This window comes from Mameliella sp. MMSF_3455 (assembly GCF_030733205.1).
Taxonomy (GTDB): domain Bacteria; phylum Pseudomonadota; class Alphaproteobacteria; order Rhodobacterales; family Rhodobacteraceae; genus Antarctobacter.
In genome coordinates this window covers 1-26,033 of record NZ_JASHJL010000032.1, presented here as the reverse complement: position 1 = coordinate 26,033, position 26,033 = coordinate 1, and the positions used below count along the sequence as shown (strand labels likewise).

The 26,033-nt window shown below is 58.9% G+C and carries 25 protein-coding genes and 2 pseudogenes; 9 read left to right on the top strand and 18 right to left on the bottom strand.

What is annotated here, in order from left to right:
* Positions 1–2: 2 nt before the first annotated feature.
* The 8 genes from RBB42_RS20060 to RBB42_RS20025 form a co-directional block, all read right to left on the bottom strand.
* Complete coding sequence (locus RBB42_RS20060) at positions 3–770, bottom strand: type IV secretion system protein (protein WP_071974400.1); 768 nt, start codon at positions 768–770, stop codon at positions 3–5.
* The gene (locus RBB42_RS20055) at positions 767–1,879 is read right to left on the bottom strand and encodes a lytic transglycosylase domain-containing protein (protein WP_009804201.1); all 1,113 of its coding nucleotides are present in this window, start codon (positions 1,877–1,879) and stop codon (positions 767–769) included. The genes RBB42_RS20060 and RBB42_RS20055 overlap by 4 nt, the downstream gene beginning before the upstream one ends.
* The gene (locus RBB42_RS20050) at positions 1,876–2,085 is read right to left on the bottom strand and encodes a hypothetical protein (RefSeq protein ID WP_009804202.1); all 210 of its coding nucleotides are present in this window, start codon (positions 2,083–2,085) and stop codon (positions 1,876–1,878) included. The genes RBB42_RS20055 and RBB42_RS20050 overlap by 4 nt, the downstream gene beginning before the upstream one ends.
* Entirely contained in the window at positions 2,082–4,475 is a 2,394-nt protein-coding gene (locus RBB42_RS20045; protein ID WP_172839585.1) for a VirB4 family type IV secretion/conjugal transfer ATPase, read from the bottom strand. The genes RBB42_RS20050 and RBB42_RS20045 overlap by 4 nt, the downstream gene beginning before the upstream one ends.
* On the bottom strand, positions 4,450–4,728 hold the full coding sequence (locus RBB42_RS20040; protein ID WP_040609064.1) for a VirB3 family type IV secretion system protein: 279 nt from the start codon (positions 4,726–4,728) through the stop codon (positions 4,450–4,452). Before RBB42_RS20040 ends, RBB42_RS20045 begins: the two co-directional genes overlap by 26 nt.
* A 15-nt stretch (positions 4,729–4,743) precedes the next feature.
* A complete protein-coding gene (locus RBB42_RS20035; protein ID WP_040609066.1) occupies positions 4,744–5,025 on the bottom strand; it encodes a TrbC/VirB2 family protein in 282 nt (93 codons plus the stop codon).
* 16 nt (positions 5,026–5,041) lie between these two features.
* Complete coding sequence (locus RBB42_RS20030) at positions 5,042–5,599, bottom strand: lytic transglycosylase domain-containing protein (RefSeq protein ID WP_007120604.1); 558 nt, start codon at positions 5,597–5,599, stop codon at positions 5,042–5,044.
* A gap of 79 nt (positions 5,600–5,678) precedes the next feature.
* Positions 5,679–5,993 carry a hypothetical protein gene (locus RBB42_RS20025; RefSeq protein WP_007120603.1) on the bottom strand — a complete coding sequence of 105 codons (315 nt, stop codon included), beginning with the start codon at positions 5,991–5,993 and terminating at the stop codon, positions 5,679–5,681.
* A gap of 132 nt (positions 5,994–6,125) precedes the next feature.
* Here RBB42_RS20025 and RBB42_RS20020 point away from each other — a divergent pair, with 132 nt between their 5' ends.
* A complete protein-coding gene (locus RBB42_RS20020; RefSeq protein ID WP_007120602.1) occupies positions 6,126–6,704 on the top strand; it encodes a hypothetical protein in 579 nt (192 codons plus the stop codon).
* On the opposite strand, the gene RBB42_RS20015 is transcribed toward RBB42_RS20020, so the two are convergent.
* The 8 genes from RBB42_RS20015 to RBB42_RS19980 all read right to left on the bottom strand — a co-directional run bounded on the left by RBB42_RS20015 (position 6,698) and on the right by RBB42_RS19980 (position 13,958).
* The gene (locus RBB42_RS20015) at positions 6,698–6,898 is read right to left on the bottom strand and encodes a hypothetical protein (RefSeq protein ID WP_007120601.1); all 201 of its coding nucleotides are present in this window, start codon (positions 6,896–6,898) and stop codon (positions 6,698–6,700) included. The two genes, RBB42_RS20020 and RBB42_RS20015, sit on opposite strands and share 7 nt — an antisense overlap.
* Before the next feature lie 76 nt (positions 6,899–6,974).
* Positions 6,975–7,184: a helix-turn-helix domain-containing protein gene (locus tag RBB42_RS20010; RefSeq protein ID WP_007120600.1), complete on the bottom strand. Its 210-nt coding sequence runs from the start codon at positions 7,182–7,184 to the stop codon at positions 6,975–6,977.
* 323 nt (positions 7,185–7,507) lie between these two features.
* The gene (gene pcaF / locus RBB42_RS20005; RefSeq protein WP_071974433.1) at positions 7,508–8,707 is read right to left on the bottom strand and encodes a 3-oxoadipyl-CoA thiolase; all 1,200 of its coding nucleotides are present in this window, start codon (positions 8,705–8,707) and stop codon (positions 7,508–7,510) included.
* Positions 8,708–8,709: 2 nt separating this feature from the next.
* The gene (locus RBB42_RS20000; RefSeq protein WP_071974432.1) at positions 8,710–9,630 is read right to left on the bottom strand and encodes an FAD-binding protein; all 921 of its coding nucleotides are present in this window, start codon (positions 9,628–9,630) and stop codon (positions 8,710–8,712) included.
* Positions 9,630–10,388 (bottom strand): electron transfer flavoprotein subunit beta/FixA family protein, encoded by a 759-nt coding sequence (locus RBB42_RS19995; RefSeq protein WP_009827023.1) that lies wholly within the window; start codon positions 10,386–10,388, stop codon positions 9,630–9,632. The genes RBB42_RS20000 and RBB42_RS19995 overlap by 1 nt, the downstream gene beginning before the upstream one ends.
* 76 nt (positions 10,389–10,464) lie before the next feature.
* Positions 10,465–11,241, bottom strand: a complete 777-nt coding sequence (locus tag RBB42_RS19990; RefSeq protein ID WP_009827024.1) for an SDR family NAD(P)-dependent oxidoreductase — start codon at positions 11,239–11,241, stop codon at positions 10,465–10,467.
* A 51-nt stretch (positions 11,242–11,292) separates the two neighbouring features.
* Entirely contained in the window at positions 11,293–12,930 is a 1,638-nt protein-coding gene (locus RBB42_RS19985) for a flavin-containing monooxygenase (RefSeq protein WP_071974431.1), read from the bottom strand.
* A 125-nt stretch (positions 12,931–13,055) separates the two neighbouring features.
* Positions 13,056–13,958 (bottom strand): alpha/beta hydrolase, encoded by a 903-nt coding sequence (locus RBB42_RS19980; RefSeq protein ID WP_071974447.1) that lies wholly within the window; start codon positions 13,956–13,958, stop codon positions 13,056–13,058.
* A 287-nt stretch (positions 13,959–14,245) separates the two neighbouring features.
* Between RBB42_RS19980 and RBB42_RS19975 the strand changes: the two are divergent.
* Positions 14,246–15,273: pseudogene (locus RBB42_RS19975) on the top strand (IS110 family RNA-guided transposase).
* Between the two features lie 324 nt (positions 15,274–15,597).
* Positions 15,598–16,346 (top strand): annotated as a pseudogene (locus RBB42_RS19970) (IS5 family transposase); the annotation flags it as partial.
* Here RBB42_RS19970 and RBB42_RS19965 read toward each other — a convergent pair.
* Together RBB42_RS19965 and RBB42_RS19960 are read right to left on the bottom strand one after the other, a co-directional pair.
* Positions 16,334–18,373: an FAD-dependent oxidoreductase gene (locus RBB42_RS19965; RefSeq protein ID WP_232786402.1), complete on the bottom strand. Its 2,040-nt coding sequence runs from the start codon at positions 18,371–18,373 to the stop codon at positions 16,334–16,336. The pseudogene RBB42_RS19970 and the gene RBB42_RS19965 sit on opposite strands and share 13 nt — an antisense overlap.
* 8 nt (positions 18,374–18,381) lie before the next feature.
* The gene (locus tag RBB42_RS19960; RefSeq protein ID WP_232786403.1) at positions 18,382–19,836 is read right to left on the bottom strand and encodes an NAD-dependent succinate-semialdehyde dehydrogenase; all 1,455 of its coding nucleotides are present in this window, start codon (positions 19,834–19,836) and stop codon (positions 18,382–18,384) included.
* A 171-nt stretch (positions 19,837–20,007) separates the two neighbouring features.
* Here RBB42_RS19960 and RBB42_RS19955 point away from each other — a divergent pair, with 171 nt between their 5' ends.
* The 6 genes from RBB42_RS19955 to RBB42_RS19930 all read left to right on the top strand — a co-directional run bounded on the left by RBB42_RS19955 (position 20,008) and on the right by RBB42_RS19930 (position 25,819).
* Positions 20,008–20,802 carry an IclR family transcriptional regulator gene (locus tag RBB42_RS19955; RefSeq protein ID WP_017467065.1) on the top strand — a complete coding sequence of 265 codons (795 nt, stop codon included), beginning with the start codon at positions 20,008–20,010 and terminating at the stop codon, positions 20,800–20,802.
* A 15-nt stretch (positions 20,803–20,817) separates the two neighbouring features.
* On the top strand, positions 20,818–21,978 hold the full coding sequence (locus tag RBB42_RS19950) for an acyl-CoA dehydrogenase family protein (protein WP_017467064.1): 1,161 nt from the start codon (positions 20,818–20,820) through the stop codon (positions 21,976–21,978).
* An 18-nt stretch (positions 21,979–21,996) separates the two neighbouring features.
* Entirely contained in the window at positions 21,997–23,151 is a 1,155-nt protein-coding gene (locus RBB42_RS19945; RefSeq protein ID WP_017467063.1) for an iron-containing alcohol dehydrogenase, read from the top strand.
* Entirely contained in the window at positions 23,151–24,353 is a 1,203-nt protein-coding gene (locus RBB42_RS19940; protein WP_088672647.1) for a CaiB/BaiF CoA transferase family protein, read from the top strand. Before RBB42_RS19945 ends, RBB42_RS19940 begins: the two co-directional genes overlap by 1 nt.
* 52 nt (positions 24,354–24,405) lie before the next feature.
* Positions 24,406–25,287 (top strand): helix-turn-helix domain-containing protein, encoded by an 882-nt coding sequence (locus RBB42_RS19935; RefSeq protein WP_232786404.1) that lies wholly within the window; start codon positions 24,406–24,408, stop codon positions 25,285–25,287.
* A 73-nt stretch (positions 25,288–25,360) separates the two neighbouring features.
* Positions 25,361–25,819, top strand: a complete 459-nt coding sequence (locus RBB42_RS19930) for an acyl-CoA thioesterase (RefSeq protein ID WP_007120589.1) — start codon at positions 25,361–25,363, stop codon at positions 25,817–25,819.
* Positions 25,820–26,033: the final 214 nt, after the last annotated feature.

The following is a 26,033-nucleotide window of genomic DNA, read 5'->3' as shown; positions in this document are numbered from 1 at the left end:
TCTCATGGATCCACCGCCATCGAGCGGAACTTGCGTTCATCCGCGAGGGTGGCTGCATCGACGACGCCAAGTTGGCCGGCGCTGACGCCCTGGGCCGCTTCCAGCCGCCAGATCTGGGTCAGGATGATGCCGAGCTCTGCCGTGACGCGGGTGTTGAGATCGACGGCGGCCTTCAGCCCGTCCTGATCGTCGATCAGCCCGACCATGGTCTCGAGCCGCTCGAGGCTTTGGCCCGCTTCTTCATGGCTTTCCTGGGCTGCGACGGACAGCATGGCGCTGGCCCCGGCCGAAGTGGCGATCCGGTTGTCGGCGGGCTGATCGGAGCCCGAAAGCGTGCTCAGGCGCTCCGAGGTGAAACCGCTGCCAGACAAAACCCGCTCGACCGAGGCTGTGAGTTCCGCACCGGGATTGAAGCCGCTCAGGAAATCGCCGCTCGCCAGAGATTGCGCGGTGTTGAGCGGGGCGACCAACTTGCCGCGCAGTGCGCGGAATTCTTCGACCGTGGCGAAGAGCTCACCCAACCCGCTGCCCTCGATCAGCGAGGTCAGTTGCGCCTCGAGGTTTGTGAGCTGCGACAGTTGGGTTTCCAGTTCCAGCCGCATGGTGGCGAGCTGCTGCATCTGGACGTTCAGATCTTCGGCCATGTGCTCGAGTTGCGCGACCAGTTGTCCAAGCTGCGAACCATCGAAGGTTGGCACACCTTGGGCCGCTGCGGGCGAGGAAAACCCAAGCGTGGTGACCGCAGCCACGGTCAGGAGAAGCTGTCTCATTCGGGAACTCCCATTTGCATGAAGTCGCGCTCGGCCAGCCGGTCAGCGACGAGGTGCTGCGCATAGGCCGCCTCGCGCTGCTGGTTTGCCGCCATCAGCCGGACGCGGAGGTTGAGGATGCGACCGATCTCGGCCTTGGCGTAGGTGTTGAGCTCCCAGGCCGCCTTGGCATTGGGTTGCGCGTCGATCTGCAGGATGATCGCGCGCAGGCGATTGATGACCTGCTCTGTGGTGGCGGAACTGTCGGCGGCGTAATAGACGCCGGCCTCGGAGATGCTGGCATACTCGGCCAGCGCAAAGTCCGAGGGCGAGAGCGTGCCGAGCGCATCGGCGCCGCCGACCACGGCAAGGTATTCGTTGTAAAACTTGGAGATGTTGCGCACATAGCCTTGGGTCTCGGCAAAGGGCGGCACGCCACCATATTCGATCACGCGTCCCGGACCCGCGTTATAGGCCGCGAGCGCATGGGGGATGTTGCCGAAGCGATTGAGCTGGGTGGTGATGTAGCGCGCGCCGCCGCGCAGGTTGTCTTTGACATTATAGCGGTCGACGCCAAGATCGGAGGCGGTGCCGGGCATGAGCTGGGTCAACCCATAAGCCCCGACCGGACTTTCGGCGGCGACGTTGAAGCGGCTTTCCTGCTTGATCAGGGCCTGGAAGAGACAGCGCCACTGGGTGGCCGAGAGACCTGCTCGGGCCACACCTGGCGCGCCTGCGAATTCGCCCGCCACCTCGACGATCATCATCTCGACCGTCTCGCGACCGTCGCCGAAGAGGCGGCTGTTCATCGGGCTCGGGTCGGTGTTCGGGTAGACCGCCGCTACTCCGAAATCCGCATTGCCCTCGAGCGCGCGGATATCGACGCCGGGACCGGTGATCGCTGTGGTCATCTCTTCGAGCACACGCAACTGGTCAGCCTGGACATCGGCCAGGGTCGTCTCGGTGCGATCCTTGTCCTGCTGGACGCCCAGATCCTCGGCCAGTGCGGCCACCCGGGCGATGGCGCGCCCGATCGCGGAATTGTCCTGCGTCGGCACGCCCTGGGCGATCGCGGGCAGGGTGCTGAGGCCGAGGCAGAAACCGGCGGATATGATCGCGACGCGGCTCATTCCGGACGGGGCAGGGGCTCGAAGGTGCAGTCGGGCTTGGCCATTGCGTGAGCCGGCGCGCCCATGGTCGAGAAGGACAGGGCGGACCTTGTCACCTGCGGCTCGCCATTGCGTCCGAAGCAGGGCGAGGATTTCTCGGTGTATTTCTCGCAAGCCGAAAGAAGGCTTCCGGCGGCGCAAAGCGCGAGGAGAGGTTTCGAATTCATATAACATGTCTCCAGAAATCAGGATTGGCGCGCCAATCGGCGGGCACACGGGCCTCGCCGGTGGCGCCGCCGCCAAGGATGGGGAGGAGGGTGCCGAGGGCGGAGAGATCGGCATCGACAAAGACGCTGTCGCCCGCCGAGCGCACGAGCGCGATGCGCTGGCCGATTGTGGGCTGCACGAGGAGGGCAGCCTCCTTGGCGTTCACGCGCAGAAAGTCGTAATCGGAGATCGTGGCACGGTCGTTCGGGAAGAGGATCTGGGTCGGGACCGTCTCGACGATGGTCTTGCCGACGCGGCTATCGCGCAGCTGGCTCGGATACTGCGTCATCATGATCACGACGCAGTTCATCTTGCGCAGCGTCACCAGCCAGTTTTCCAGCCGCGCGCCGAAGTAGGGATCGTCAAGCAGCTTCCAGGCCTCGTCGAGGACGATGATGGTGGGGCGGCGATCCTCGACCACACGTTCGATCTGGCGGAAGATGTAGGAGAGCACCGCCATCCGCTCGGTGGTCATGTCGAGAATCTCGGTCATGTCGAAGCCGATGATGTCGGAGGCCAGTTCGAGCCCGGCACCATGTTCCGGCTCGTCGAAGACCCAGCCATAGCGGCCGCCCGGGGCCCATTCGGCGACGCGGGACTGTAGCTCGCCATCGTCGTCGAGCGATTGAAACAGCGTCTCGAAACTCGCGAAGCGCCGGAGCGAGCCCTCGGCATAGGCATTTTGCGCGACCGCGCTCTGGATATGGCGGGATTGTTCGCCCGTGAGGGTTCCGCCCCGGGAAAGAAGGGTCGCCAGCCAGTCCGAGAGCCAGGCGCGGCCCCGTTCGTCGATCTCGGTCATCAGCGGGTTCAGGCCCGTCGGCACGCCAGCGCGGATCTCGTTGTAGCGCCCGCCAAGCGCGCGGACCGCCATCTCGAGGCCGCGATCCTTGTCGAAGAAGAAAAGCCGCGCGCCGACCCGCTGCGCTTGGGCTGCGAGGAAGGCGGTGGTGAGCGTCTTGCCGGTGCCGGTGCGCCCCAGCACGAGCGTATGGCCGACGGTCGGTTCCTTGCCCGGGTTGCCCGCCTCGTGAAAATTGAACCGATAGCCCGAGGTGCCGACGGTTGGCAGGACCGAGATGGTCTGGCCCCAGGGCGATTGGTTGGGGCCGCGCCCCTCGACGCTGCCATGCAGGGCGGCGAAATCCGCGAAGTTGATCGAGGAGATCGGAGTTTTGCGAGCGCGATAGCCAAAGTTGCCGGGGGATTGTGCGAAGTAGGTGGCTTTCAGCGCCATGTTCTCGCGCACGATCACCGACATGATTTCCTGGCCCACGCGCTTGATCTGGGCTGCAGCGCGCTCAAGCGTATCGCGGTCGGGCGCATAGACGGCGATCGACAGGTGATGATCGCCAAAGGCGATCCGTCCCGCCTCCTGATCGTCGGCGGCCTGGCCCAGTTGTTCGCGCAGAGAGACGGCGGCATCGTCGGAGGCGTGCATCTGGCGGATGATGCGCTGGATGCGCTCGGCCATGATGTTGTTCGGGATCGGGCTGAAGGAGTTGGTCAGCACGATGTCGAGAGGCAGGTCGAGCGCGTCGAGCAGCGTGACGTCCGTGAGCGCCGGATAGGTTTTCATCGAAAAGAGTGCGCCGTATTTGACCTGGCCGGTCACGGCGTCGGTCAGGGTGACGACATCGCCGTCGAAGGTCGCGCGACAGTTGCTCAGGGTGTGCGAGAGGGGTAGGGCGCTCTGCCCGAAGGCGATGGGGGAGAAGCTGCCGGCGTTCAGCGTATTGAGGTAGCCCAGCCATTCACCGCCCGACTTCGTGAGCCTGACGGGGTTGGCCGAGGCAAGCGCTACCTCGAAGAAGCCCATGACCTCGTTCAACTCCTGCAGGCGTGTCGCGCGGTCCTTGACCCAGGCCTTGCGGGCCAGCGCACGCAGGAGGGGAATGCGGGCCGAGATATCGGGCCGCCGGATGACGCTGAGATAGAGTTGGCGCTTGGCCGGGCGCAGGTCTTTGACATGGGCCTGCCAGCGCGCATCGATCGCGGCGGCGAAGCTGTCCCCCTCGAGGGGGCGCATTCCGAGATCCTGCGGCACGGAGATGCGGTGAATGTAGAAGCCGAAGGCGTTGCCGGTCTGGGCGACGATGGCAGCGACTGCACGCTTGAGCGCGTCGAGCCGGGCATCTTCCGTGGTCATCGGGTTGAGCCCGTCGAGGCGGAGGGTCGCCATAAGGTCGCCCTCGCGCAGTACCATGACGTCGTCAGCCGCGAGCGCGAAATACGGCAGGTGCTCGGCGAGATAACTCTCCCGCGTGAACTCCCCCCCGCCTGCTTGATGCAGGGCGGCCCCAAAAGTGGAAAGTGTGCCCGCATCAAGCGCCAAAGCTGTCGCCTCCATGCAGGGCCCTGTTCTTCGTCGGACGCACTGATCCATAGGAGACGCGCAGGACCTCGAAGAAATGCGGCTCGCGGTCGGCGACAAACCAGAGGATCGGATAGGCGACGAGACCAATCAGGAAGAAGACCATCGACTTCGTCCAGATGAACGGCAGAACGACCCCGGTCGTCAGCACCACGAGGTATCCGACAGGGAGACCCAGATACTTGGGCGGACGGGCGAGGCCCAGAAAAAGGGGGGATCGTTCTGCCACTGCTCTACTCGGATCTCAGGAGAAGCCGTCGACGATGGTACCGGCCGAGAAGATCAGCACGATCCCGATGATGACCGAGGCGAACCAGCCCCAGTTGAGCCGCCCCATCATGCACATGAATCCGGTGCCGATGACCGCGAGCGTGGCAACCGCGATCCCGATGGGACCGGTCAGCGCGGCCTCGACGGTTTCCAGCATGGTCTGGATCGGTGACAAGTCCTGCGCGAGAGCGGGCGTTGCGAGAGCCGCCAAGGTTGTGGCGATGGGCAAGAGGCGGCTGAGGCAATGTCTGAGCATGCGAAGTTCCCTTGTTTTACTGAAGATCGATGAGGACCGGCGCGCGGGCTGGAACCCGGTCTGCGACGCGGATGTCCGGCGCGGAAACAGGTGTACCCGCAAGTCGGGACCGGATCCGGTGGATGCGCGCGATGTAGTCGCGGGTCTCGATGAAAGGCGGGATGCCGGAATACTCGACCACCCGGTGCGGTCCGGCATTGTAGGCCGCGAGCGCCAAGTCGATGTCCTTGAACGTTCCGAGTTGTGCGAGCAGATACCGCGCCGCGCCGTCGAGGTTCTGGGAGGGATCGCGCGGATCGACGCCGAGCGCACGGGCAGTATCCGGCATCAGCTGGCCAAGACCATAGGCATCCTTCGGGCTGACGGCGGTCGGGTTGTAGCTGCTTTCAGCCTCGACCAGGGCGCGGAACAGAATTTGCCAGTCGTCCGCATCAAGGCTGACCTGCCGCAGGGCACGGTTCCCCTGGTGGCGGACGGCAGTCGTGCGGATCAGGGAGAGGGTGTCGTCGCGACTGGAAGGCGGCGTGGCGTCCAACGAGGCCAGAACGACCTCGGCTTCAGCGCTATGTTCCAAACCAGCCCAGGCAGGGCGCTCACCGTGAAAGGTCCAGCCCGAAGTCCGGGCTGTGCCGTCGCGGCCGAAGGCGATAACGTCAGCCGCGCTCCTCGAGGGTGATGCTGTAGTCAGGACCAAAGCGCAGATCGCGCCCGTCACCGAACTCGAGATGATGTTTGAAGAGCCCTGGCCATATGTTGAAATACCGCGGCTCAGGCCCGTGCGGGGTGATCCGGGTCGAGACCAGAATGGCTTCCGGCTCACCCTCGCGCAGGTAGATGCACTGGTAGCGCGGCTTGCCATCGTCCGTGAACCCCACGAGTTCATACCGGCAGCGGAACGCGATGCCCTGTTCGGACAGGTCTTTGACACCATCGATGGTGATCAGGATCTGGTTGCGCGCTATCGGCATGTTCGGACTCTCCCCACGAGAGCCCTTCTACTTCCTGCGCTTAAATCCATAAAGTCATATGGAGTCAATACGACATATTGCAGATAAATACATATTGCGCGATAGTCTGCGCAACTTTTGCGGGAGAGCGACATGAAGCGACAGGCGATGGCAGCGGCGATGGGGGTGATGGCGGTGTTCGGAGCCCCGGGGAAGGCGCAGGCCTATGACATCGACTGCGCCATCATGCTCTGCATGGCTGGCGGCTTCCCCCCGAGCGCAGTCTGTGCACGGGCCTATCGCACTATGATCCGCCGCATCACGCCCTGGCCGAGCCTGCCGCCCTTCGGGGTCTGCACCTTCGCACATGTGCCGGTCGAGCTGGGCGGGCCCGGCGGGGAGGGCGAGCTCGACACCACTCTGCCCGAATACGAATGGCTGAACCGCACCCATGTGATCTGGTTCACCGGTCAAGCCTATAGAGAAAGGGGAGGTGAACAGTATTGGGACTGGTCTCTCCGTTCCTGCGACCGAGAGAACCGCACCTGCCGGTACATCCAGCGGGTCTACCGATCCCACACGCCCTGGCCCGAGGCATTCGTATCGGAAGGCGGTCAGGAGATCGCCTATCCGACCGGCGGAGGTTCCTCGTACTTCTATTTGCGCAGTATCATGGTTGAATACGGCGACTACGAGGGCAACATGGGCCACTCGGAGTGGTTCTCCTACTGATCCGAACGGTCTGATGCCTTCAGGGAAACTGGGCGAAGCTCGACCAGACAAGCATCAAAGCGTTCTGGATCGACATGCCAGCGGCGGCTCACCGAGCCATCATTCCAACGGTAATCGGTGAACAGGTGAATCTCCTGCGCACCGTCGTTCAGAAACCCGTTCTGGAAGGGCCAGCCTGTCTTCTTCTTACCCATCGAACTCTCTGCACTCCATTTGACTACCTCTTGAGACGTTCCGCTCCAGGACGCATCAGGGGCTGGCAAAAACTGGCTAGCGTTTTGTGAAGAGCTCTGCTGGATCTACGTTCAGTGCTTTGGCGATACGTTCGAGAAGGTCGAGGGAGGCCGCGAACTTGGCGTTCTCGAGCTTGCCCATATGGCCGCGACTCACATCGGCCCGATGAGCAAGCTCCTCCTGGCTGAGGCTGCGGGCGCGTCTCAATTCCTGGATGTTTAGTGCTACACGGTCCCGCAAGTTCATGCCGTTGAAACGGACACGATGCGCGAAATATCGCCACGCGATATATGTTACATTCGGAAGTGCAGAGAAGAAATCTTGGGATGGCGCGAGATCGCCGGAATGGAATGCCTGCCGAAACGCAGGTCACGTGATGATCCGTCTCGCAAACATTATGGGCCGTTCAATCGTTCTTTCAGGAAAGGGCGGCACCGGAGAGAGGTTCCGGTACCGCCAGGGTATCGCCCACAGGGAGGTGGTAGAGGGCGAATTCTACACGGAAAATTTGGGGTCGACCAATAATCGCGTAATCATGATTATGGTAATTTTTAGGCTGTCACGGCACCTCAGACAGCTTCGAGTGCGATTGCAATTCCCTGTCCCACGCCAATACACATGGTCGACAACGACTTTTCTCCAGGTTTGAGGTCCAGCATCGCTGAGCCGGTGATGCGGGCACCCGACATGCCAAGCGGATGGCCGAGAGCAATAGCGCCGCCGTTTGGGTTCACGCGGGCATCATCATCCGCGATCCCCAGGTGCCGTAGTGTGGCCAGACCCTGCGAAGCAAAGGCTTCGTTAAGTTCGATCACCGAGAAGTCTTCTTGTTTCAGTCCAAGTCGCGCCATCAGCTTTTTCGACGCCGGTGCCGGCCCGAAACCCATGATGCGCGGTGCAACGCCGGCGGTTGCGCCGCCCAAGACCCTTGCGACCGGCGTGAGGCCAAATTTTTTTGCGACGTCGCTGGTGGCAAGGATCAATGCTGCGGCACCATCGTTCACGCCTGAAGAATTCCCTGCGGTTACCGTGCCATCCGCTTTTACGAAAGTTTTCAGTTGGGCGAGCGCTTCCAAAGTCGTACTCGCGCGAGGGTGTTCATCCTGTACGACGATCTTTGGCTCCCCCTTTCGCTGAGGAATCTCTACCGGGACAATTTCACGGGCCAAACGACCGTTCGCCATAGCAACGCTCGCCTTTTGCTGGGAATGTAGGGCGAAAGCATCTTGGTCGGCGCGGTTGATGCCGAAGACTTCAGCCACGTTTTCGGCCGTTTCAGGCATACTGTCGACGCCGTATTGGCTCTTCATCAGTCTATTGACGAAGCGCCAGCCGATGGTGGTGTCTTCCACACTATTCTCGCGCGAGAATGCAGTTGTAGCTTTTGGCATCACAAACGGAGCACGAGACATGCTTTCCACACCGCCAGCAACAATGAGATCGGCTTCTCCAGCTTTGATCGCGCGGGCGGCTGTGATTACGGCGTCCATACCCGATCCGCACAACCGGTTCATCGTCGTGCCAGGGACACAATCCGGAAATCCCGCGAGTAGCAGCGACATGCGTGCGACGTTGCGGTTGTCCTCGCCCGCCTGGTTGGCGCAGCCGAAAATCACTTCGTCAATGGCCGCTAGATCTAGCTTCGGGTTTCGGCTGGCCAGGGCCCTGAGTGGGATTGCACCAAGATCGTCGGCTCGCACAGAAGAAAGCGCGCCGCCATAGCGACCAATTGGTGTGCGGATGTAATCGCAGATGTAGACGTTTGTCATTCTTAGAGTGCCTTTGTCATATCCGGGACGGCGTCGAGCAGGTCTGCGACCAGGCCGTAGTCGGCGACCTGGAAGATCTGGGCCTCTTCATCCTTGTTGATGGCGACGATGACCTTGCTGTCCTTCATGCCTGCAAGGTGTTGAATTGCCCCGGAAATCCCGACCGCGATGTACAGCTCGGGCGCCACGACCTTGCCGGTCTGGCCGACCTGCCAGTCGTTCGGTGCGAACCCGCTATCCACCGCCGCGCGCGAGGCGCCGACGGCAGCACCCAGTTTGTCCGCAAGTGCTTCAATAATCGCGAAATTTTCCTCGGAACCGACGCCGCGCCCGCCCGAGACCACGACCTTGGCCGAGGTCAGTTCCGGACGATCCGACGCCGCGACCTTGTCCTCGACCCAGGCGCTCAGGCCCGCGTTGCCGGCTGCTGCGATGGCCTCGACGGCGGCCGAGCCACCCTGGCCAGCCGCGTCGAAGGCGGTGGTGCGGACGGTCAGTAACTTCTTGGAATCGTTGGACTTTACCGTCTGCATCGCGTTGCCCGCGTAGATCGGGCGCTCGAACGTGGACCCGTCCAGGATGGCCGTCACGTCCGACAGAACCATCACATCCAGCAGCGCCGCAACGCGCGGCAGGATGTTTTTCGCGCTTGCCGTGGAGGGAGCAACGATATGTTCATAATTGCCTGCCAGGCTGACCACCAGATCGGCGACCGGCTCGGCCAGGCCGTTGGCGTAGGCCGCGTCATCCGCGACCACAACCTTCGCCACGCCGTCGATCTGCGACGCGGCCTGACCCGCAGCAGCAGGGCCCGCAACCAGAACGGTCACATCGCCCAGCGATTTGGCAGCGGTCACCGCCTTGGCGGTGGCGTCCAGCGCCAGCGCGCCACCGGCGATTTCTGCAAGGAGAAGAACAGCCATTACACGATCCCCTTTTCTTTCAGTTTCGACACCAGCTCGTCGACCGAGCCGACCATCTCGCCTGCCGACCGTGCGGCGGGCTCGGCGGTTTTCACAATCTCCAGGCGCGGGGTGACATCGACGCCGTAATCGGCGGCGGTCTTCTCATCCAGCGGCTTCTTCTTGGCCTTCATGATGTTGGGCAGCGAGGCATAGCGCGGCTCGTTCAGGCGCAAATCGGCGGTGACGATCGCCGGCAGCTTGACCTTGATCGTCTGCAACCCGCCATCCACTTCGCGGGTCACGACGGCATGATCGCCTTCGATCCCGACCTCGGAGGCATAGGTCGCCTGGCCCCAGCCCAGCAGCGCCGCCAGCATCTGGCCGGTGGCGTTCATGTCATTGTCGATCGCCTGCTTGCCCGCGATCACCAGGCCCGGCGCCTCGGCGTCGATCACGGCCTTCAGGATCTTGGCCACCGCCAGCGGCTCGATGTCCTGGTGCACGTCATCGGCGGCCACAACCAGGATCGCCCGGTCCGCGCCCATCGCCAGCGCCGTGCGCAGCGTTTCCTGCGCCTGCTTCACGCCGATCGAGACGACGACAACCTCGTCCGCCTTGCCCGCTTCCTTCAGCCGGATCGCCTCTTCGACCGCAATCTCGTCGAACGGGTTCATCGACATCTTCACATTCGCGAGATCAACTCCGCTCCCGTCCGCCTTAACGCGAACCTTCACGTTGTGGTCAATTAGGCGTTTTATAGGAGCAATTATTTTCATTGGCTTTTATCGTTTTCAAAATTTGCAATGGTGGTAACGGCCCGGATTCCGAGCCGTTACTCGGGATGGGTCCCTGTCAATTCGCAGTATAACCGCCATCTACTACAATCTCTGCTCCGTGAACGAACGATGACTCATCCGATGCGAGGAACAGGACCGCATTCGAAACCTCTTCAGGTTTGCTTGGTCGCTTGAGCAGCGTCGCCCCCAGAATTGCCTGCCGGGTAACTTCGTCGGCGTGTAGCAGATCTTTTGTCATGGGAGTATCGATGACACCGGGATGGATCGAATTCACGCGTATGCCACTTTCAGCCAGGTCGACTGCGCAGGATTTCGTCAACATCCGTACGGCGCCTTTGGATCCAATGTAGGCTCCCGCCGAAGCGGCTCCAACAATCCCATAGATTGAAGAAATATTGATAATAGATGCCTTTTCGGCCTCTTTCATCAATGGAACCGCGGCTCGGATGCCGAGATAAATACCGCGTACATTGACGTTGAACGTCATGTCAAATTCGTCAGGCGAGGTTTCGTGGAGCGGCTTAAGAATGAGAATGCCAGCGTTGTTCACTAGCACATCAAGCCGACCAGCACTTGATTGCACCGTAGAGATGACATTCTTCCAATCTTCTTCAAGCGTCACGTCATGTTGAATGAATTCCGCCTTCCCTCCGGCTTCAATGATACCTTTCACTACGCTTTCAGCCGCTTCCGTGTCACGGTCGGTTACAAATACATGCGCACCTTCACGTGCCAGCGTTTCACAATGGGCTTTTCCCATGCCCATCGCTCCACCTGTTACCAGTGCGACTTTTCCGAATACCCTTCCCAAATCTCTCTCCCTAGTTTTCATGAACAAATTTAATTGGTTCCGCCGGGGATTCTTGATGCCCGGCGGAATTCTTTACACCTTCTCGGCAGTGCGGTTGCGGATCAGGGATGTATAACCTTCCTCCTTCACTGCATTAATGGCATTTCGGTAATTGCCAATCCCGGCCATGTAGAACATTACTGCATTCTTCTTTCCGGGGATATTTGCGCCGAAGATCCAGCTTTCAGCTTTGGGGAAGAGTGTCATGTCGGCGATTTCACGACAGGTGCGAACCCAAGCATCGCGCGCTTCCACGGTTGGCTCCACACTTTGAACCCCCTCTTTTTCCATTGCGCAAATCGTGTCAGCGATCCATTCAACTTGCGTCTCAATGCTGGGGGGCAGGTTAGTGAAGGGGCCATTAGGGCCAAGGATCATGAAGAAGTTAGGGAAGTCTACCTCCATCATGCCGAGGTAACCGAGTGGGCCTTCCTTCCAAGTGTCGCGCATGGTCACGCCTCCGCGTCCGCGGAGGTCCATTTTGACGTAATTGCCGTCGACCGCATCGAAACCAGTGGCAAAGATTACGATGTCAAGCTCATGCTCCTCGCCGCTTTCGAGACGAATGCCGTTCGGAGTGAACTCTGCGATCGGATCGGCCTTCACGTCGGCGAGGGTCACGTTGTCTCGGTTGTAGACCTCGTAATAGTTGTTTCCGCAAAGCGGGCGCTTGGCGTAAAGGTCCTTCGGCGTCAGTTTCTCTGCGACCTTGGGGTCCTTCACGATTTTCTTGATTTTGCCCTTGATGAAGTCAGCGGCCGCATCATTGGCCACTTGGCTGGTCGCAATATCGCAAAAGGTGCCAAACATGAAATAGAAACCACCGCCGCGCTGCCAGGCGGCTTCGAAGACCCGCTCCCGTTCCTCGGGCGAGGCGGTTTCGGCGGGTTCGGCGCTTTCTTCGAAGCCGAAGGCCACAACAGAATTCTTCACTTGATTCCAGATATTATCGTAGTTCGCCTTTTGCTCGGCGATGGTAGCATCGTCTTGCGGGGTGTTCCCAATCGGCACGACATATTGTGCAGAGCGCTGAAAAACAGTCAGGTGTTTTGCAATTGGTGCCGTTGCAGTGATAACCTGAACACCCGTCGAGCCGGTGCCGATAATGCCCACGCGTTTGTTGCTCAAGTCCACTCCCTCGGGCCAGGCACCTGTGTGTAAGATACGGCCTTTGAAATCATCGATGCCCTTGAATTTTGGAACATTCGTTGCGGACAAGAGACCGAGGCCAGTGACAAGGTATTTGGCGGTAACTGTCTCACCACTATCAGTGATCACGTTCCAGAGACCGGTTTTTTCATTATAGTGCGCGCCGTCCACCTTGGTGTCGAACTTGTAGCTGCGTCGGAGATCGAGATGATCCGCCACCTCGTTCATGTATTCGAGGATCTCGGGCTGGGTCAGATACCGCGTTTTCCAGCGGCCTTTTTGAAGCAACTCTTTGTCAAAAGAATAGCGGTAGACATAGCTTTCCGTGTCCGACAGCGCACCGGGATATCGGTTCCACCACCAGGTGCCGCCAACGTCACTGGCGCTGTCATAGCCCCGGACGTTCAGTCCCTGCTCGTTGCGAAGTTTGTGGACGGCGTAAAGCCCGCCGAAGCCCGCGCCAATGACGACTGCGTCGTAATCCGCTCCGGATGTTTTAGTAATCTCAGTCTGAATGTTCATGTCACTCCTCCCAGAGTAAGACTGCTCCGCCCCGCAGTTTGCGGGTGAGATGGCAGATGAATGTGTCGTAGGGGTTTCTCTCGCACCGCACCGCACCGCACCGCAATGCAGTGCGAGTACAGGTGTCAGAGGGCCTGATACCATGCGGCGATGCGACCAAGTTCCTCGTTCGCCTCGGGCGCGCGTCCCGAAAGCGCGGGAAAGACATGCTGCATGCCTTCGACGATAGACAGGGTCACATTTACGCCCTGTGCCTTGGCCTTTTCGTGCAACCGCTCGGCATCGCTCCTAAGCGTCTCAGCCCCTCCGGCATTGATATAAAGCGGCGGGTAACCGGTGAAATCGTTCTCCAGCGGGTTGGCCAACGGATTAAGCGGATCCGTGCCTTCACCGAGGAACATCCCCGCCATCGCTTCGAGGATCGGTTTGCCGACTAGCGCATCGGTTTCCGCGTTGGTTTCCAGTGTTTCCCCGCGCATCGCCATGTCGAGCCAGGGCGAATAGGCGATGACCGCTCCGGGCAGTGGCAACCCAAGTTCGCGTAACTTCAGCACGCTGGCGATGGCAAGATTGCCGCCAGCACTGTCGCCAGCCGTCAGAATATTTCTTGCCTTGAAACCCTTATCCAGCAGCGCTTTGTATGCGGCTACTGCATCTTCGATCTGCGCCGGAAATGGGTGCTCGGGTGCGCGCCGATAGTGCAGGATCACCGACGTAACCCCAAGCACCTTAGCGAGGTGCCCTGCCATTTTTCGATGACTATCGGCTGAGCCGACGGCAAAGCCGCCACCATGAGTGTAAACAATTACACGCGAGGTATCTGCCCCGGCTGGTAGGGCCCAGATAGCCTCAACTCCTCCGACATGATCGCTTTTGTAGCTAACGTTTTCCGGCTCTAGTGCGGGCTGCCCCCATTCATCGAACATGCTGCGCAGGTTCGCGATCGTCAGGTCTGGGTTCTCGACCATCTGATCGGTCCAATTCTGATAAAGCGCCCGCAGCGTATCGGCTTCTCTACTGATTTCCATGTTTATCCTCCCAAGCATAACATTTGGCAAAGCCACCAACTGACGTCGCCAATCTCGAAGACGTCAAACGGTCAACGGCATACGCCAATTATCTCAGAGTAAGGGCGAAAAATGCGCCATGTATTGAACAATCCTGCTTTGGAAATAGTATGATCGTGCTCAGCCTGTCGTGAGGCAGATATGCCCGTTACTAGGCTCTGTTGATGGCGTGGATACCCCCTCCCGACGGCATCGCAATGTGCCACTATGATGAGCGTTAAAAGCCATCACAGAAGGAAGGAGCATCTATGTCCGAAATTAAAATTATCGGTGTCGACTTGGCAAAGCGCGTTATCCAGTTGCATGGTGCGTACAATGATGGGTCAGTCGCGTTTCGCAAAAAGCTTTCACGAGGCCAGTTTCTCGCGTTCGTGGCACAGCAACCCAAATGCATGATCGCCATGGAGGCGTGGCCACGGCGCATGGCTGGGGCCGCGAATTTGAGAAGCTGGGGTGCGACGTGCGGTTGATACCGCCGGTCTATGTGAAGCCGTTCGTCAAACGCCAGAAGAATGATGCGACCGATGCAGAGGCCATCTTGGAGGCTGCATTGCGTCCAACCATGCGCTTTTTCGCAGTGAAGACGGAAGATCAGCAGGCCCGTGCCATGCTGTTTCGCACGCGGCAGATGTTTGTCGGCCAGCGCCCCCAGATGATCAACGCTTTACGCGGCCACCTCGCCGAACACGGATTGGTCGCGGCCCGCGGGCCTGCCCATCTCAAGCGACTCGCGGACGCAATCGCAGGTGATGACACCGCGCTGCATGCTGAGGTTCGTGACCTCGGCCGGATGTATCTGGGGCAGATTGAGGGGCTGAATACGCGTGTTGCAGAGCTTGACGCGAAGATGCGATGTGCCGCCAAGAAAGCCGACTTGGTGCGCCGAACACAAACCATGCCGGGCGTGGTTCCTGTCACGGCGCTTGCGATCGAGACATTTGCCCGTGACCTGGCCACCTTCCGGCGCGGGTGCGATTTTGCCGCCTGGCTTGGGCTTGTGCCGAAGCAGCACTCGACGGGCGGCAAAGCCCGGCTCGGGAAGACCTCGAAGATGCGACAGCGCGACTCCGGACACTCTTGGTCTCTGGCGCTATGGCTGTCCTCCAGGCTGTCGAGCGGTTTGACACACCGAATAATGGCTGGCTGAAACGCCTACTAACCCGCAAGCCGCGCATGGGTCGCCGCGATTGCGCTGGCCAACAAGATGGCGCGTGGCCTCTGGGCCATCATAATGAAACAAGAGGATTACCGGAATCCGGTGGCGGCGATGGCATAGCGAAGACGGCATGCCACGACGTCCCGGTAAGTTGGGAGTGTGAGGAGGTCACTGAAAAGTAAGGGCAAAGGATCGATCAGATCCGGGTCAGAGAAAGCAGCATTTGTGCAGGAGCCACCGAGCTCGGTTTGTTGATATGCCTCTGGTCCGCGCATCGCCATACCGGCCCGCGGTTACATCAGCGCCGCACACAGAGGCCTGATACATGACCGCACCCGATCACACGCTCGCGCCGTTCAAAAAATCACTTGCACCAATGGGGGCATGCATGCACAAATCCCGTGTCGGACTCATCTTATGAATCCAGCGTGGTAGCTGAGGTGCATGAGCAGACCGACAACCCCGACATACAAGACCATGAACTGGCCCGCTTATAACGAAGCGCTCAAGCGCCGTGGCTCGCTGACGATCTGGTTTGACCCCGAGATGAGCTGGGAGGCCGTGCCGACAGGCAGAAGAGTTACAGCGACGCCGCGACCCAGACCTGTCTTTCGATGAAGGTCCTGTTCGGCATGGCCTTGCGACAGGCGACCGGGTTCGTCGAGAGCCTGTTGCGGCTGATCGGTCTCGACTGGACGGTGCTCGACTTCAGCACCCTGTCCCGGCGCCAGAAGACCCTGGCCGTGAACATCCCGTATCGCGGCTCCAAAGGGCCGTTGCACTTGTTGGTGGACAGCACGGGGATCAAGCTTGAAGGTGAGTGGCATGCCCGCAAGCATGGCGGCCCCAAGCGACGGGTCTGGCGCAAGATCCACCTCGGGATCGACGAGCAAACGTTGGAAGTGCGCGCTGTTCAGATCACCGGGAGCCACATCGGTGACGCTCCAGTGTTACCCAACCTTCTTGAACAGATCCCGGCAGACCAGCAGTGTCACGGCTGACGGTGCGTATGACACACGAAAATGCCAGGACGCGATTGCGGACCGTGGCGTCCACGCCGTTATCCCACCAGGTAAGAACGCAAAGTCTTGGAAGACCATCACCGCCTAAGCCGCGTCGAGACGAAGATGCACTGTGTTAAGTTGCTGGGGCAGCGCCTTATGGCGCGGGACTTTGACCGTCAGGTCGCGAAAACCCTTTCTAAATTACGAGGCACCCTCCAGTCGCAAGGATCCTCTCTGACAAGCGCGCTAAAGAGCGCGGCCAACCGATCCTTGCCGATATTTTTGGCGTGGTGCATCAGGCCTCCCCGCCAGCGGGGAAATCCGTAGCCGTGAATCATTACTAGGTCGATGTCTTGCGGTTTTTCTGCGACGCCTTCGTCAAGGATATCGCAGGCTTCCGCCACCATTGCGAGCAAGAGCCTTTCTACGATTTCGTCAGCTGAGAACTCCCGGCGAGTGAAGTTCATTTCTTCTGAGACACGGAGTATTTCGCTAGCGACCAGCTCCGAAGGTGAGGGTTTGCCGTCCGGCCCATAGTCGTACCATCCGGCGCCCGATTTGCGTCCTAGGCGTTTGTGCTTTTCGACCAGCCGCTCGACCAAGGGCACGTGACCACAGCAGTTCCCTTCTGCAGCGGCCTTGCGACGGATATTCGCGTAGGCGATGTCCAGCCCCGACATGTCCTGTGCAGCATATGGACCCATCGCCATACCGAATCCGCGCATAGCCGCGTCGATCTCGTCGACAATAGCCCCCTTCACCAGAAGGCGATTAGCGGCGTGACGGTAGCTAGACAAAATTCGGTTTCCGATGAAGCCATCGCAAACACCAGACAGTACCGGGATTTTACCAAGCCTGCGCGCCAGCACAAATGCTGCACCTAATGTATCGTCTGACGTTCGGTCGCTCCTGACGACTTCCAGAAGCTTCATAATATGCGCAGGACTGAAGAAATGAATCCCTACAAAGCGTGCTGGGTGCTTCAACCCATCAGAAAGCCGATTTACATCGAGATAGGATGTGTTTGTGGCAATAATCGTCTCGGGCGGCAGAGCACCTTCGAGTTCGGTCAAGATCGCGCTCTTGACCGCAAAATCCTCGAAGGCCGCCTCGATTGCTAGATCGGTTGGTGGCAGAGCGTCATAGCCTGAGACCGTAACCAGCCGGTCCTCAACCGCCTTTCCCGCATCGGGGGACAGAATGCCGCGACTGATACCCTGATCAATCAGCTTTTGCAGGTTTTCTCTGGCCCACTCTGCGGACGAGGCACTGCGTTCGACGACAGTCACCGAGATCCCTGCGGTCGCTAGCGTGTACGCAATAGCTGCTCCCATATTGCCACCACCGACCACGATGGCGGTTTCAGCATCTCGGGAAGGTCGGGGGTAGGTGCGCCCCTTGTTGGTTGCGGTACGCTCGGTGAAGAAAACGTGCCTAAGGGCCCGCGCCTGATCCGAGGCACGAAGGTCCAAAAACGCAGCGCGCTCGCTGGCCAGTGCGTCGTGCAGCGGCGTCATCGCGCTGGCCGCGACCAGGTCCACCGCAACATGCGGGGCATTCTGGCCAGGCATACGCCGTGCTACATGCGCTCGGGCGACTTCCGCTGCGACGTGGTTTGGCTTTGGTGAAGGAAGATTGTCGGGTGCCTGTGCCGCCTCAAGTACATCGTCATCGAGAGCTATGGCCGCGCCAAGCGGGTCATCGGCTAGCAGCTGGATCAGTCCCATTTTCAGTGCCTGCTCGGCGGAAACAGCCTTCCCGGTGACAATCATGTCAAGCGCAGCTTCAATACCGATAAGTCGCGGCAGTCTTTGGGTTCCCCCTGCGCCAGGCACGATCCCCAAGTTTACCTCTGGCAAGCCCAGTTTGGCAGAAGTTGAGGCGATGCGATAGCAGCAAGCCAGAGCAATCTCTAGTCCCCCACCAAGCGCAGCCCCGTTGATGGCTGCGATAGTCGGAATCGGAAGGTGCGCAAGTTGCAACAGCACGTCATTTAGTTGTGGATCAACAGGCAACTGTCCGAATTCCTTCGCATCCGCGCCCGCGACGAACGTCGTTCCTGCACCGGTGATAATCAGCCTGGTAGCGCCAGTTTCGAGGACTTGGGAGATACAGTGTTGTATTCCAGCCCGAACCTCCGCGTTGATTAGGTTAAGCGGCGAATTGTCTATGGTCAGAATTGCTGCGCCATTTGAGAAGCTTAATTCAATAGGCATGGGCATCCTCACAGCACTGGCGCTCGATTGCGCGAGATAAATTTGGTATTGAGATAGCCTTCGAAGGTTTCTGTCCCGCCTTCAGTCCCATAGCCGCTGTCTCTTACGCCGCCAAACGGAGTCTCGGGCAGAGCCAGGCCGAACTGGTTGATGCTTACCATACCTGCCTGCAAACCCGCAGCTGCTTTATCTGCACGCTCCAACGAATTGGTAAAGACATAGGACGCCAGCCCGAAGGGTAGCCCGTTGGCCCGCGACAGTCCGTCCTCTATTTCACGAAAAGACGAGACGACAGCAATCGGGCCGAAGGGTTCTTCGCGCATCAAGTCGATGTCGTCGTTGGGCGTATCGACGACTGTCGGGGCATAGAAGCTACCATGATTCCCAACCCTTTTGCCTCCCGTCAACACCCGTGCGCCGTTTTCGCGGGCATCCTCGACGAGCTTTTCCATCGCATTCACGCGTCCGCGATGACACAATGGTCCCATCTGCGTGCCTTCGGCTAAACCAGCGCCCACCTTTACGCTCTCAAATGCTGAAACTAGTTCGGACAGAAATCGATCGTAGATGCCTTGTTGTACGTAAAACCGGGTTGGGGCGATGCACACCTGGCCTGCATTGCGCAGCTTGTTGACCGCCAAGGCGCGCGCCGCGGCCGTGGCATCGGTGTCGTCGAACACCAATACGGGCGCGTGACCGCCGAGTTCCATCGTCGCCCGCTTCATATGGCGGCCAGCCAATTCTGCCAGATGCTTGCCCACCTCGACCGAACCGGTGAAGGTGATCTTGCGCACCTCGGGGCGCGCAATAAGAGTTTCCGAAATGAAGGCCGCATTACCCCAGACAAGGTTCAGACAGCCTTCGGGCAAGCCTGCATCCAGCAGATAGCGCGCAATTGCCATGCAGCCCGCCGGAGCCTCTGCCGGGCCTTTCAAGATCATCGTGCAACCTGACGCAAGCGCCGCCGCGACCTTGCGTACCGCTTGGCTCAGCGGAAAATTCCAAGGCGTGATTGCAAGGCAGACGCCTATCGGTTCGCGCACGACAAGCTGCTGTACCCCTGGGCTGCGCGATGGAATGATGCGCCCATAAATGCGCCGACATTCCTCGGCGTGCCAGTCGACGTGGTCAGCTGAGGCGCGGACCTCAGCCAAGGCCTCAGCCTGAGGCTTGCCTTCATCGAGAGTGATCCAGCCAGCGATCAGTCTGTCATTTTGGCGCAGCAGGTCGGCAAACCGTCGCAAAATTGCACTTCGTTCCATGGGAGAGCTGTTTTTCCATTGGCGAAAAGCTGATTCGGCGGAGTGAACCGCATGGTCCAGATCTGCGGCGCTAGCCTGCGGAATCTGTCCGATAGTTTGCCCGTTTGCAGGGTTTATGACTGCGCGATCCTCCGGCGTGGGAGAAGCGATCCAGTCCTGTCCGATGAGGTGCTGGATGGTCGGATAATTCATTTCTTTCATGGCGTTATGACCTCGCTTAGTTGTGTCATCCGCAGGATCCGGCACGAAGGGGACCAGATGGACGACCTTAGTTTTCCGCATAGCGGTAAAGTTTACCGCAGTATTGACGCGGACGTTATCGATCGTTTAGATGTGTTTCAAGACGCATAATTCTTCCCGAGGAGGGATGTCGTGAGACCAAGGAAAGACCGCACCAAGGACGCCGAGAGACAGGACCGCGATTTTGTCACGGCGTTGGCGCGCGGCTTGGAGCTGTTGCGGGCCTTTCGGCGGGAAGGGGAAGCTCTGGGGAACGGTGAGTTGGCCGAGCGCACTGGCCTGAGCAGATCGACGGTCTCAAGGCTGGCCTATACACTGAACAAGCTGGAATACCTCAGCTACGATCCGGATACAGCACGCTATCGACTGGCCCCTCCAGTGCTTTCGCTGGGTTTCTCCTGCCTTGCAGGGATTCCGCTGCGGCAACTCGCAAAGCCCTTTATGCAGGAATTAGCAGATTACACAGGTATGCCGGTGGCCATGGCCAGTCGTGACCGACTATCGATGGTCTATCTAGAGCGGTGCAAGGGCACCAACGCCGTCACGCTGGCGATTGAGGTTGGTGCCCATATTAAACTGGCCACTACCGCGGTTGGTCGCGCCTGCATAGCGGCACACGGCCCGGATGAGCAGGCCAGAATTCTGGCCCTTGTGGAGGAACATGAGGGTGACAACTGGCCGAATGTGCAGCCCGGAATCGAAGCAGCTATCGAAGACTACCAACAGTACGGTTATTGCACGTCCTTCACGGAGTGGAAGCGTGATGTGAACGCAGTAGCAGTGCCCTTCGTGCCGACGGACGGCTCACCCATCATTGCCTTCAACTGCGGCGGTCCTTCGCAAACCCTTACGCGCGATTGGATCGAAAGCGACGTCGCGCACCGCCTTGTCGATCTTGTCCGCCGCGTTGCGGCGGTCGCACCCTGAACAATAGAGAGCATAATGGCCCTTGATACAGATACCCTTTCCCAGTTTCTCGACGCGCTCGACCGCTTCGTGAAAGAGCGACTAATCCCTTACGAGGATCGCGTCGCCGATGAAGATGTGATTCCGCCTATGCTGGTCGATGAAATCCGCACGATGGGCCTTTTCGGCATGTCGATCCCGGAGGATTTCGGCGGGCTTGGCTTGTCGATGATAGAGGAAGTGCAAGCCGCTTTCGTTCTTGGCCAGGCTTCGCCTGCGTTCCGGTCGCTAGTTGGCACAAACAACGGGATCGGCTCGCAGGGAATCATCATCGATGGAACCGACGAGCAGAAGGCGAAGTATCTACCAGCTCTCGCCTCCGGAGATATGATCGCATCCTTCGCCCTAACCGAGCCAGATGCTGGTTCGGATGCTGGCGGTCTGCGCACCACTGCGCGGCGTGATGGAAACGATTTCCTACTGAACGGCACGAAGCGCTACATTACCAATGCGCCGCGTGCCGATCTATTCACGGTTTTTGCCCGGACCAGTCCAGAGGTGAAAGGTTCTGCCGGCGTAAGCGCTTTTCTCGTCGAGGCAGGGACGCCGGGCATAACGCTTGGCCAGCCTGACAGGAAGATGGGGCAGAAGGGTTCGCACACATGCGACGTCATCCTTGACAATGTCCGCGTGCCTGCCTCGAACATCATCGGCGGGCCGGACCGTCTGAACAAGGGCTTCAAAACGGCAATGAAAGTCCTTGATCGGGGCCGACTGCATATTTCTGCCGTCTGTGTGGGCGCCGCCGAACGGCTGATCCGTGACAGCCTATCCTATGCGATGGAACGCAAACAATTCGGTGAACCCATCGCTGAAAAGCAACTGATCCAAGCCATGCTGGCTGACAGTCGCGCCGAGGCCTTCGCAGCGCGTTGCATGATCGAAGAAACAGCACGCCGCAAGGACGCTGGTCAGAACGTGTCGACTGATGCTGCCTGCTGCAAGATGTTTGCCAGTGAGATGGTAGGTCGAGTGGCCGATCGCGCAGTGCAAATCCACGGCGGTGCAGGATACATGGCCGAATATGCGGTCGAGCGCTTCTATCGCGATGTGCGTCTCTTCCGCATCTACGAGGGGACAACCCAGATTCAGCAAATACTGATCGCGCGGAATATGATCCGCACTGCAGCAGCTTAACAGGAGCGAAGACAAACTATGGACTTCAATTTCCTTTCCACCCCGAGGATCGTCTGCGAGAGCGGTGGGCTTGGCCGGATCGGCAGCCTGATGCAAGATTTGTCTTGCACCCGTGCGCTGGTCGTGACGGACCCGGGCATATTGGCCTGTGGTTTTGCGGACGAGGCAGCCGCCGCACTTAGGGCTGCTGGCATCGAGGTTGAGATTTTTCATAAAGTCGAAGCGGACCCCCCGATCGCTGTCGTCGAGGCCGCGGTAGAGGTCGCGCGGGCCTTTGGTGCTGACGGAATCATCGGACTTGGCGGCGGCAGTTCACTGGACACGGCCAAGGTCATCGCAGCGGCGGTAGCCAACGATCAACCGATTACGGACATGATCGGGATCAATCAGGTCACCGATAAACGCTTGCCACTGATCCAGGTGCCAACCACGGCAGGGACCGGATCAGAGGTAACATGGGTGTCCGTGCTGACTTCGGAAAGCCACGAAAAAAAAGCGGTATATGCACCGCAGCTTCTGCCTGACGTTGCCTTGCTAGATGCAAAGCTAACATTGGGAATGCCTCGTCACATCACAGCGGCCACGGCGTTAGACGCAATGGTTCACGCCATTGAGGCAGTAACCAGTCGCACCAGAAAGAATCCCATTTCCGATGGAATGGCGGACAAAGCGCTGGTGCTTCTCGGTCAGAACTTACCAATCGTCATGGAAACGCCTTCGGACCTGTCAGCGCGAGAGGCCATGCTGTTGGGGGCGACACTGGCTGGGATGGCCTTCATTAATGCCAGCGTGGGGGCGATTCATGCCTTGTCATACCCACTGGGAACAGGTTTCAAAGTTCCTCACGGGCACGCAAACGCTCTGGTCGCAGGACCAGTGATGAGGTTCAACATGCCCGTTGCAGAAGCTGAATATGCTCGTCTATCGCGGTTACTACTGCCCTCGCGGCCTTTCAACTCTGATGCGGCTGCGGCCTATGGCCTGATCGACGAGATGGAACGGATGCTAGTCGAAAGCGGACTTGAGTCTCGACTTTCTGGTGTCGGAGTGACCGAGGCAGCCATTCCCGGAATGGCTAATGAGGTCGTGACCGGTATCACGCGATTGCTGGAGACCAACCCGCGCGACATGACAGCCGAAGATGTGTCGCGCCTCTATCAGGAGGCGCTTTGATGGCTGGCTCATTGGACGGGATCAAGGTGGTCGACCTCAGCCGCGTGCTGGGCGGGCCTTACTGCACCCAAATGCTTGCGGATCATGGCGCTGAGGTCATCAAGGTGGAGCCGCCTCTGGGCGACGAGACCCGCAGTTGGGGCCCGCCTTTCAATGATGAACTCAGCGCCTATTTCTCTGGCGCCAACCGCAACAAGCGGTCCATCGCTATCGATCTGCAGCAACCGGAAGGGCGCGACCTGATTTTGCGGTTTCTTCAGGATGCGGATGTTTTAGTTCACAATTTTAAGTCTGGTACTCTTGAAAAATGGGGGCTTGGTTATGATGATGTTCTCAGGGCACGTTTTCCTAGACTGGTACTCTGCCACGTGACTGGATTTGGTTCCGATGGCCCACTTGGCGGTTTTCCCGGCTATGACGCCGTGGTACAAGCTATGACGGGCCTCATGAGCATCAACGGCAATCCCTCCGAAGGCCCGACACGCATGGGTACGCCCATCGTGGACATCGGCACCGGTCTGATCGCCTGTAACGCTATTCTCGCCGCACTTTTGGAACGGGGCCGGTCCGGATTGGGCCAAGCCATCGAAGTGCCGCTATATGATTGCGCGATCAGCATGATGCATCCCCAAGCGGCTAATTCCCTCATGTCCGGACAGATACCAATGGCGACCGGCAATGGGCATCCAAATATCGTACCATACGACATGTTCGAAACAAGTAATGGCAAACTCTATCTGGCTATCGGTAACAATGGTCAGTTCGCAAAACTCTGTGACGTGCTTGGCCTACCTGAGGTGCCCTGCGATCCACGATTTGCCGACAATGCCGCGCGTCTTGCGCATCGGTCAGAGATGACAGAGGTCTTGTCAGAGTGCCTGGTGCAACATGACGCCTTCAAACTTGAGCCGGTGCTTTTGAAAGCTGGGATTCCCGCCGGAGTCGTTCGGAATGTGAATGAAGCGTTGGAGCATCCACACACCCGACATCGCGGCATGGTGGTATCAGTTGGCACCTACCGCGGCACCGGCGTGCCAGCACGCTTGTCGCGTACCCCCGGAGCGGTTCGCGCGGCACCGCCTCGCTTCGGGCAGCATAGTAGGGAGTTGCTTAGCGAGGCTGGACTGACAGAAGCTGAAATCGATAGATTGACTCAAGCGAATATCGTTCGAGAAGAACCGCGGATGCGCGAGACGACCTAAGCCGAAATTTCAGCTCAAGCGGACGATCGTGAAAAAGTTCAGGGAGGCCAAGATGGAAAGACTGCTCATATCACCGGACCGGATACCCGAATGGATTCCCGGCACGACTACGTTGGACAGTTCCGGGTGCAACTGGAACGGCATTACCCTGAAGGGCTATCGTTATGAGCGACAAGACGCGGCAATTCCCCCCATGCGCGACTATATGATTGTTGCATATGATGGCGCGCCAACCACTATGCGCCGCACGAGTGGCGGCCCATGGCAAAGCGCGCGCGTAGAGAAAGGTAGGATTTCCTTGCTCACGCGTGCAGAGGAATCCACTTGGAGTTGGTCCGAGCCTATCACGGTTAGACACGTCTATCTCAGTCACAGTGAACTCGAAAACGCGGCCCTTTCGGTCTTTGATCGTGACCCGAAGTCCATTGAGATCAATGATTGGCTATCTGCGAAGGACCCCTGTATCCTGAACTGCATCCAATTGCTAGAGAATGAGCTAAAGAACGGTGGAATCGGCCAGAGATTGATCATCGACGCCCTGCGCAGCCAGATCGCCGTTCACCTTCTGCGTCAGTACGCCAAGGTCTCTTTGACCAGCGACGCAAACTCGAACTTCAGCCCTGCTCAAAGGCAGAGAATCATCGATCTCGTTGAAAGCTGCTTAGGTGAAAACCTCAGTCTGGAAGACATGGCCGCATCTATCGGTTTCAGCCAGTTTCACTTTTCGCGTCAGTTCAAGGCGGAGTTTGGGTTGGCACCGTATGCATATGTTTTGCGCAAGCGAATATCGAAGGCCCAGGAGATGCTGAGAAAGGGTAATGCCCCCCTGAAAGTGGTCGCGCTTGACTGCGGTTTTGCAGATCAGAGTCATTTTAGTCGAACTTTTCGAAAAATGACAGGCGCGACCCCCGCCGAGTTCCGGCGCATGGCATAATGACCGGAAAACTATTCCTTCCTATCGCTGTCACGCACCAGAGACAAAGAAATGTTGAGCCCGTAACGCTGCAATGAATGTACCAGAAACAGAATTTAAACCACGATTTGCCTTCGAACGCAGGATTTTCTTTGGCGACTGTGACCAGCTGGGAATCGCCTTTACTGGCCGGATCACGAATTTCGCGCTGGAAGCGATCGAGACTTTCTGGGACGATTTGCTTTCAGGCCGGGGCTGGCTTTTTCTACTCACGGAAAGAAACACGGCCATGCCTTTTGTCTCTATGGACCTACAATTCCATGCGCCGGTGAAAGCAGGCGCGAACCTAGCATGCGAGGTCTATGTGGTCCATGTCGGGGAAAGTTCAGTTGGTCTAAAAGTTGTCGGCCGTCAGCATGACTTGATTTGCTTCGAATGCGAAACGAAGTCAGTTTTCCGAGATGCTTCAACATTTGGAAAAGTCAAAATTGAAAGCTCAATTCGGCAGATTTTGCTCGCGGAAGTGGGTTCGGAAAATCAAACAGTGAGCTAGCAACCTTTGAGGTTGCCGCCTGTAATCAAAGAGGTTTTTCGCCCCGTTTGCGTGTGACCGAGTGCAAATTTCTATCTGGCCTTCAAGAATGGCATTTTGAAAAGCCGCGGCCAGAGACGAAGGTCAGCGGATGAGGTCTGAAGTGGTCCCAGGAAACCGGACAGTCAGCTAAGGTGTTTCCCGAACCTTTGAAGGGATACGAACATGGCAAAGC